The 8,898-nt window shown below is 27.4% G+C and carries 8 protein-coding genes; all 8 read right to left on the bottom strand.

From position 1 onward, the window contains the following. Window positions 1–48: 48 nt before the first annotated feature. Window positions 49–1,449 (bottom strand): sensor histidine kinase, encoded by a 1,401-nt coding sequence (locus tag RWY47_RS06555; protein ID WP_207677536.1) that lies wholly within the window; start codon window positions 1,447–1,449, stop codon window positions 49–51. Beyond that, window positions 1,439–2,125: a response regulator transcription factor gene (locus RWY47_RS06560; RefSeq protein WP_150842342.1), complete on the bottom strand. Its 687-nt coding sequence runs from the start codon at window positions 2,123–2,125 to the stop codon at window positions 1,439–1,441. Before RWY47_RS06560 ends, RWY47_RS06555 begins: the two co-directional genes overlap by 11 nt. A 28-nt stretch (window positions 2,126–2,153) precedes the next feature. After that, a complete protein-coding gene (locus RWY47_RS06565) occupies window positions 2,154–3,272 on the bottom strand; it encodes an FtsW/RodA/SpoVE family cell cycle protein (protein WP_142730294.1) in 1,119 nt (372 codons plus the stop codon). Window positions 3,273–3,420: 148 nt separating this feature from the next. Then, the gene (gene panC, locus RWY47_RS06570; RefSeq protein WP_150842341.1) at window positions 3,421–4,263 is read right to left on the bottom strand and encodes a pantoate--beta-alanine ligase; all 843 of its coding nucleotides are present in this window, start codon (window positions 4,261–4,263) and stop codon (window positions 3,421–3,423) included. Between the two features lie 13 nt (window positions 4,264–4,276). Continuing rightward, entirely contained in the window at window positions 4,277–5,104 is an 828-nt protein-coding gene (gene panB / locus RWY47_RS06575; RefSeq protein ID WP_150842340.1) for a 3-methyl-2-oxobutanoate hydroxymethyltransferase, read from the bottom strand. Next, entirely contained in the window at window positions 5,079–5,957 is an 879-nt protein-coding gene (locus tag RWY47_RS06580) for a Rossmann-like and DUF2520 domain-containing protein (protein WP_224170348.1), read from the bottom strand. Before RWY47_RS06580 ends, panB begins: the two co-directional genes overlap by 26 nt. A gap of 163 nt (window positions 5,958–6,120) precedes the next feature. Then, window positions 6,121–7,095 carry an arsenic resistance protein gene (locus RWY47_RS06585; protein ID WP_224170349.1) on the bottom strand — a complete coding sequence of 325 codons (975 nt, stop codon included), beginning with the start codon at window positions 7,093–7,095 and terminating at the stop codon, window positions 6,121–6,123. Between the two features lie 268 nt (window positions 7,096–7,363). Further along, window positions 7,364–8,314 carry an SH3 domain-containing protein gene (locus tag RWY47_RS06590; protein WP_150842339.1) on the bottom strand — a complete coding sequence of 317 codons (951 nt, stop codon included), beginning with the start codon at window positions 8,312–8,314 and terminating at the stop codon, window positions 7,364–7,366. Between the last annotated feature and the right edge of the window lie 584 nt (window positions 8,315–8,898).

Genomic DNA, 8,898 nt, shown 5'->3' on the forward strand with positions numbered 1-8,898 from the left:
ATATACTATATAGAATTTATCATTGTCAATAAATAAGTTATATTTTATTTACATAACTGGAAGCTTAATTATAAACTCACTTCCTTTACCTAATTCACTATATACTAAAATATTTCCTCCATGCTCAGATACTATAGCTTTTGATATAGCAAGTCCAACCCCTATCCCTCCAGTGTCTTTAGATCTTGACTTATCAACTCTATAAAACCTTTCAAATATATAGTGTAATTCTTCTTTAGGTATTCCAATTCCATTGTCTTTTATAACTATATCTATGCTGTCATCATAATTTTCTACTTTAATTAAAATATTTCCTCCATAGTTTGTGTATTTTATTGCATTGACTAAAATATTAACTATAACTTGAGAAAATTTTTCTTTATCTACATATGCAAAAACTTCGTTTAATTCATATTCAATTTTTATGTTTTTTTCTAAAGCTTTTGATTCATAAGTATATGTTATATTTTTTATAAAATCACTTAAGTTAGTTTTAGTTTTATTCAACTGACTTAGTGAACTATCAAATGTGGATAAATTTTTAATTGAACCAATTAACTTTCCTAACCTCTGAACTTCTTCTCTTATGCTTGTAAGTCTTTCTGGTGTTGGATCCCAAATTCCATCAATAATAGCATCTAAGTGTCCTTGAATATTGGTTACAGGAGTCCTAAGTTCATGTGCTATATCAGTTGTTAACTGTTTTCTTAGAAGTTCTTGTTTGTTGAGTTCCTCAGCTAACATATCTATAGACTTTGTAAGTTCATTAACTTCTTTTATATTACTTTTATAGTTCAATCTATTTTTATAGTTTCCACTTCCTATGACTTTAGCAATTTTAGATACATTTTTTATAGGGTTAGAAATAGATTTTGAAATTATTGCAGATATAATTATAACGCTTATTATAGCTACTATACTTATAAATATCATAAATTTATTCATAATATTTAAAAATTCAAGATCATCTTCCATGTAGTAAATAGAATCATAATGTATTATCCTTTCATATCCTACTAACTTCTTATCATCATATATGTCAAACTTATATTCTTTGAGTTTTCCATTCCAATTTTGATTAATACTTTTCATATTCTTTTTTATTGTATTCAATCTTTGATTTGATAATAGCTTTTCATCTTCAAAAACACTCCAAACCAAGTCACCATTTTTATTATAAACCTCTAGAGCTATCCCTTTTCTTATTGCATCTTCACCTAAAAGTTTTATGTTTTCTACATCCCATTTATCATTGTCATATACATTTTGTAAATCAAATACAAGGTGATTTACCTCATCCTTATTGTTCTCATCAACATATTTACTAAATACATTTTTAAATGATGAATTTATGAATATAGAAATAATAATTGTTATTAAAGTAACTATGACTGAAAATGCTATTAAAATTTGACTATTTAGAGAAATATATCTTTTATTATTCTTCAAATTTATACCCTACTCCATAAACAGTTTTTATTATTTTGCAGTTTCTAGAATCAACCTCTATCTTTTGTCTTAAATTTTTTATATGACTATCTATAACTCTATCAAATTTTTCTAAATGGTCGTCTACTACATTTTCTAAAAGTTCTTCTCTAGTATATATTTTTTTAGGATTTGATGCCATTACTAACAATAGTTTGTATTCTGTATTAGTTAAAACAACACTTGTTCCCCTAACTTTCACTTCATGAGTTTTTGTATTTATTTCAATTTGATTTTTAAATTTGACCTTTTCATTATTTTCTAAATCATGACTTCTTTTTAATACAGATTTTATTCTTAAAATTAATTCTTTCACATTAAATGGTTTGCATATATAATCGTCACAACCTAACTCAAAGCCTTCAATCCGATCATCATCTTCTGTTTTTGCACTTAACATAATTATAGATACATTTATCAATTTACAATTGTTTCTTATATAATTACAAATTTCTTCTCCACTTATATCAGGTAACATTCTATCTAATAAAACTATGTCATACTCATTGTTATCAAGATAATTAATAGCATCATTTCCATTGTATGCTACATCTGTTTTATATCCTTCTTTGTCTAAATAAGCTTTTACAAACTCACAAATTTTTTTTTCATCATCTATAAGTAGTATATTTATCATCGCCTACCTCATCTCTTATTAATTTTTCTTAGAAATTAATTTTTCTTTTCCTCATTCCTACATTAAGTACTAAACCTAGAGCTGCTAAAGAACCAACCAACGAACTTGCTCCATAACTAATAAATGGAAGTGTTATTCCTGTAACAGGTATTAATGCCATAGTCATACCTATATTTTGAATAATTTGATATGCAAACATACTAGTTACTCCAATTATAATTAAGGTTCCATAAAAATCCTTTGATTCTTCTGCATCCTTTATCATCGTTAATAAAAATGCTCCATATAATAGCACTAAAGCTCCCATTCCTATTAGCCCTAACTCTTCTCCTATAACAGCAAATATAAAGTCGCTATCTGGTACTGGTAAGAAACCATTTTGACTTTGTGTTCCTTCATAAAGACCTTTACCCTTTACACCTCCTGATCCTATAGCTATCATAGACTGGACAACTTGATAATTTCCTTTATAACTTAAATCATTAGGATTTAAGAAAGCTTCTATTCTAACTTTTTGATGCGGAGCTAAACACGTGTAAATTAATGGTAATAATAATACACCTATTAAAATAGTATTTCTTATTATTTTACCATTAAGCCCTGATACAAATAGCATTCCAAACATTATACATATAAAAACTATAGTCCCTCCTAAATCTGGCTGCATTAACATTAAAAATAAAACTGGCATAGCTTTTAATACTGCTGGTATTATTTGTTTTATGGTATTTAGCTTACCTTTATATCCTTCTGCAATTTTAGCGTAACTTATTATGAAAGTAAGCTTGGCAATTTCTGATGTTTGAAGGTATAGTGGCCCTAGTTTTATCCATCTTCTAGACCCTTCTTGTACTACTCCTAATCCGGGTACCCATATAACTAATAATAATATTATAGTGAATATATAAAAAACATTATAAAATTTACCTATTTTAATATAATCAATTTTTATAGTGAAAATTATTAACGCAACCCCTATTCCAAATGCCAACAATTGTTTCATTATTTCTCTATAGTTGCCGGTTCTATTTGCATGAGTTGCAGTTGTTAGCATTACAAGTCCAAATATAAATATAAGTGTAACATTTAATATTAATCTCCAGTTTAAATTTTTTATATGCTTAAGTGTTAATTTTTCCATAATCATAATCCTCTTTCTAATTTCTATTTTCCAGTTATATAAACTACAAATTTATAAATGGATTATAAAAATTAATTATGGAGAAATTATGGAGATTATTTGAGAGTAAATATAAAAGGGATATTTTAAAATATCCCTTTTATATTTACCCTATTTATTTATAAATAAAATTATCTATTAATCTTGTATTTCCGATAAAAACAGCTACTGCAATCAACGAACCCTCCTCAATAGTTTTTATGTTTTTTATAGTGTTATTATCAACTATACTTACATAATCAATTTTCGCTAAAGGTTCTTTATTAATTTCATTTTTTATAAATTCAATTACATTTTTAGAATCTTTTTCTCCACTTTTTATTAAAGCTTTTGCTTTTTTTAATGATTTGTTTATTATAGTTGAAGCTTGTCTTTCTTCTTTACTTAAATATGTATTTCTTGAACTCTTAGCTAATCCATCAGCTTCTCTAACTATAGGGCAACTTACAATTTCAATATCAAAATTTAAATCTGTTACCATTTGCCTTATTATAGAAAGTTGTTGCGCATCTTTTTGTCCAAAATATGCTTTATCTGGATTTAATATATTAAATAACTTGCTCACAACCGTACAAACTCCTCTAAAATGAGTTGGTCTGCTTTTCCCGCATAGTCCAGAAGTTAAATTATTCAAATCTACAAAAGTGCTAAATCCATCTGTATACATTTCTTCAACACTTGGATTAAATATTAAACTAGCTCCATTTTTTTCACATATATCCCTATCCCTATCTATATTCCTTGGATATGTAGATAAATCTTCATTTATTCCAAATTGCATTGGATTTACAAATATACTTACAATCACTTTGTCATTATCCTCACTAGCCTTTTTTATTAAGCTTTCATGTCCTTCATGTAGGTATCCCATAGTGGGTACAAGTGCTACACTTAATCCATCATTTTTCCAATCCTTAACTTGTTTTCTTATTTCTTTTATGTTATTTATAATCTTCATGCCCAAATCCCCTTTAATATAGTTTTTCTATTATATCTTCATTTATCTTAAAACTATGTTCTTCACTTGGAAAAACTTCTGTTTTTACTTCATCTATATAATTTGAAAATGCATTTTTCATCTTTTCTCCTATATTTTCATACTTTTTCACAAATTTAGGTGTAAAATCACTAAACATACCCAACATATCTTGATATACAAGTACTTGTCCATCACAACTAGCACCTGCTCCAATTCCAATAGTAGGTATATTTAGCTTTTTAGTTATAAGTGATGCTAACTTTGATGGCACTCCTTCTAATACAACAGCAAATGCACCTGCATCTTCTACTGCTAGTGCATCTTCAATAAGTTTTTTTGCTGCTAATTCATCCCTACCTTGCACCTTAAATCCACCAAAAGCATTTACAGATTGTGGAGTCAGTCCAATATGCCCCATAACCGGTATAGAAGAGTTAACTATCGATTGTATTTGCTTAAAAACTTCTACTCCGCCTTCTAATTTTACTGCATGTGCTCTTCCTTCTTTTATAAGTCTACCTGCATTTACCACCGCATCATATGTAGATGTTTGATAAGACATAAAAGGCATATCTGCAACTATTAAAGTATTTGTACATCCTCTTGCTACTGCTTTTGTATGGTGTATCATATCCTCCATAGTTACAGACAGTGTATCTTCATAACCTAAACACACCATTCCTAATGAGTCTCCAACTAATATTCCATTGATTCCACAACTGTCAATTAACTTTGCAGTTGAATAATCGTAGGCTGTAAGCATAGTTAGTTTTTCATTACTTTCTTTAGATTCTTTAAAAGTTACAATTGTATTTTTCATATTGTTCCCCCAAGTATTTTTCAATTTTAGAATAATCTTTTTCACAATTTTTAATTTTAGTTATTTTTAATAAGTGTCTAGATAAAATAGTATATAATTCTTTATCGTCATCATCTAAAACATCATAGTGGTCTTTTATAGTTTCTAAATCACATCTTTCTATCGGCCCTGTTAAACTGTTTAAAACACCTTTTTGCTTTATACTTTTTATATTAAATTCAATTAACGGATATAAAGCTTCAATAGCTATATTTTTTTCAAATCCGCATTTTTCAAGATGTTTTATACTTTGATCAATTATAGGAATTATTAAGTTACTAGCGCTTACACAGGCTTCATGATATAAGGATTTATTTTCTTTATTGATCAACAAAACCTTGTTCCCAATTGACAAAAATATATTTTTTAAATAATTTATGTATTTTTTGTCTCCTTCAATTGTAATAAATGCTTTAGAAATATTTTTATAAGAATTATATTTATCTGAAATTGCTAATATTGGGTGAATTGAATAACCATATGCACCATATTGGTTTATATTCGAAAAGATTTCTGAGGATTTTGCTCCACTTAAATGACATATTATTTTATTATTAATAGGAAAGCTAATTAGATTCTCCCACACAGTTTTTATTTGTGAGTCTTGAGTAGTGATTAATATAACATCACTATCTTGTACTAAATTTTCTAATTTAACATATTGTTTGGTATTTGTGAAAGTTGATGCTTCTTTAGAAGAATGCTCACTTTTGCTATAATACCCAACTAAATTTATATTGTTTTCTTTTAAATATTTTCCCAGGGAAAATCCCATCTTCCCCGCTCCAATAATTCCAAAGTTTATAGTTACCACCTCCTAATGAGTGTGATACTACTAATCAGTCTCATTCTAAAAAGATATGAGCTTCCTATAATAAAATTTTTAATATCCAATTGGTGCAGTTTAATTAAAATACCACCCATGATAAATGTAACTTTATTTTTGTGACATGTCAATAAAATAAAAATGAAAGTGACTACTTTGAGACACTTTCATTAATTGCAAAATTATTCTTTAAAAGTATTTTTGATATTATGAAAAGTACGGGTAATTCTATTAATGGGCCTATAATAAGAGCTAATGATATCAATGGCTTATCTGGGAAAGTAGCAACAGCTATAGCTAATGCTATAGGTGAGTTTCTAGCAAGCGTTGTGAAATTTAATGCGATAGAGTCTTCCCTATTTAAATTTATTCCTTTAGATACAAATATTCCTACTATTAAATTGATTACAAAGAACAACAATACAGGTACAAGTAATTGTAATAGAACTTCCGGATGTTGAATTAAAACTTTACCTTGAGATGCAAACATAGCAACAATAGCTATATTTAAAAAATGACCTTGGTAATCACAAGCTTTTGAAGTTGTTGTTTCCTCAAAAAAATCTTTGCCATTTTTACTTATAATTATTTTTCTTAAAATAATAGATAGTATTAATGGAATAATTAAACTCATAACTACTCCCTTTACTAAACTAAGTACTTCGATTTCTACACTAGAACCGCCTATAAGCAATACATATATTGGCAGAAGTAATAATTGTAATATTAAATTTAGAGGCAATATCGATGCCCCTAATGCAACATTTCCTTTAGTTATTCCAGTGAATATTAGGTACCAATCTGTGCAAGGTGTTACCATCAACATAACAAATCCAATCAACAAACTTGGGTTATTTCCTAAAAACAATTTTCCAAGTATAAAAATAAGAATCGGTGTCCATATAAAATTTATACAAACCGATGTTATTGTAAATTTTTTATTACTAAATGACTTAACTATATCCTTTAAAGGAATTTGTAAAAATACTAAAAATAACATTATCATGAGAGCTGGCATTATTACATACTCACTATACATTCTAATTATGTCAAATTGTCCAATAAAAATTCCAATAGCCACCATTAATAAAATCATAAAACTTTGAAATTTATTTATATTTTCCATATCTAGTCCTCCTTTCATTATTCTAATAGTATATCATAGTTAATAATGATTTTCATTATTCCTGTTTTATGTTTATTTTAATTAATACAATAAAAAAAGCAGACTTAAAAAGCCCACTTTTTTTCAATCTCATATTTATCCAAATTTACGTTTTCTTTCATTCTTCAAGCACAGTTACTCCTAAAGCATCGATAAAACCCTTAAAATCGATTTAAATAGCTTTTAAGGGGTATAAAAAAGAAGCCTCCATCGAGACTTCTACTATTTATTATCCTAATATTTGTATTTCTATGTTTTGTCTTCCGAAAGTTGTACACTCAGATTCACTATTCATGAATATATCTATTTTATTTCCTTTTATAGCTCCTCCACAGTCCTCTGCAGTGAATACCATATCAAACTTAGGTATATAAACCTTTGTTCCATAAGGTATAACTGAAGGGTCTACAGCTATAGTTCCCCACTTAGGAGTTGTTCCTGTAGCAGTTATACTATGACCTGCATATGCACTTGCATTTACAGTCATTAATCTTCCACTATTGTTGTTTGATGAAGTTGTTTCTTCAGTTTTTGATGATTCATTTGAATTATTATTTTGGTTGTTATTTTGTTCATTATTTGAAACTGCTTCTTCTGACTTCTCTTCTTTAACAGCTGAATCTTTTGAATCATTTGAATCATTCTTTTGATCTACTGTATTTGTTGTAGCAGCTTTTACTTCAGTCTTTTTAGCTTGTTGCTCCATAGCTTGAGATTCAGTTAATGCATAATCTCCACATATCCATCCTTCTTGATTGTCATCAAGCTTAACTTTATACCAATCATTTTCATGCTCTAATACTTCTACTACAGTTCCATTTGCTAATGATCCTATCTTATCATTTTCTATAGATGGTCCTTTTCTTACGTTTAATTCAGTAGCTGTTACAGTTGCTTTTTCTTTTGCAGTGTAATCTCCGCTTACCCATCCTTCATTTCCGTCTGAAAGTTTAACTTTGTTCCATCCATTGTTGCTTTCTAATATTTCAACAACCATTCCTCTATCTAATGATCCTATTTTATCATTTTCTACAGATGGTCCTTTTCTCACGTTTAATTTTTCTGGTGTAACTATTTCTTTCTCTGCAGCAAATATGCTGTTTGTTGAAGCATACATACCTCCAACTACTAAACCTAATGTTAATACTATTGATTTCTTTGCTCTTTTATTCATACTCATAAAATTCCTCCATTCAATTAAATAAAATTAAAAATTATATATTATTGACCTTATTGTCTTTTAAAATTCATATTGTTTGTGTTTGTTACTTTTTCGTAACTTTTTTTAACTTGTTATTAATGTTAATACACTTTTTTCTTTTTGTAAACACCTAGAACCAAAAAAAAGCAAATTTGGTTACAAAAGAGTTACAATTGGTAACAATGTTTATCTATTGAAATTACAAGGATTCATAGGTATGTGAAATTCACTTAAAAATTTTTTAAATTTTTTTTGTAACTATTATAATTTATGCTATTTTTTACTTGTTTTATATAAAAATCATTGTAAAAAATAGCATAAATTATAGCTTAACCACCTTTTCTATTTTAAATTTTGTAAATTCACTTTGTAACTTTTAGTTTTTACAAATGCATTTACTCTTTTTTGTTAGCTCTGCTTATATATTTTGTTACTAATTAAAAAATCAAATTATCCAGTTTATAATTCAAACTCAATTTAATATAAATCTTAAATTTTTAATTTCGACACAATACTAAAATTCTAATTTGTTAATTTTTTTAATATTGATTGCTAATATACTG

This window comes from Paraclostridium sp. MRS3W1 (genome assembly GCF_032465715.1).
Taxonomy (GTDB): domain Bacteria; phylum Bacillota; class Clostridia; order Peptostreptococcales; family Peptostreptococcaceae; genus Paraclostridium; species Paraclostridium dentum.

What these genes read in the sequence shown, in the direction of transcription:
- panC (WP_150842341.1), bottom strand. Translation starts at nt 4,263, where the DNA reads ATGAAGATTATAAATAACATAAAAGAAATAAGAAAACAAGTTAAGGAT.
- RWY47_RS06560 (WP_150842342.1), bottom strand. Translation starts at nt 2,125, where the DNA reads ATGATAAATATACTACTTATAGATGATGAAAAAAAAATTTGTGAGTTT.
- RWY47_RS06565 (WP_142730294.1), bottom strand. Translation starts at nt 3,272, where the DNA reads ATGATTATGGAAAAATTAACACTTAAGCATATAAAAAATTTAAACTGG.
- RWY47_RS06590 (WP_150842339.1), bottom strand. Translation starts at nt 8,314, where the DNA reads ATGAGTATGAATAAAAGAGCAAAGAAATCAATAGTATTAACATTAGGT.
- panB (WP_150842340.1), bottom strand. Translation starts at nt 5,104, where the DNA reads ATGAAAAATACAATTGTAACTTTTAAAGAATCTAAAGAAAGTAATGAA.
- RWY47_RS06585 (WP_224170349.1), bottom strand. Translation starts at nt 7,095, where the DNA reads ATGGAAAATATAAATAAATTTCAAAGTTTTATGATTTTATTAATGGTG.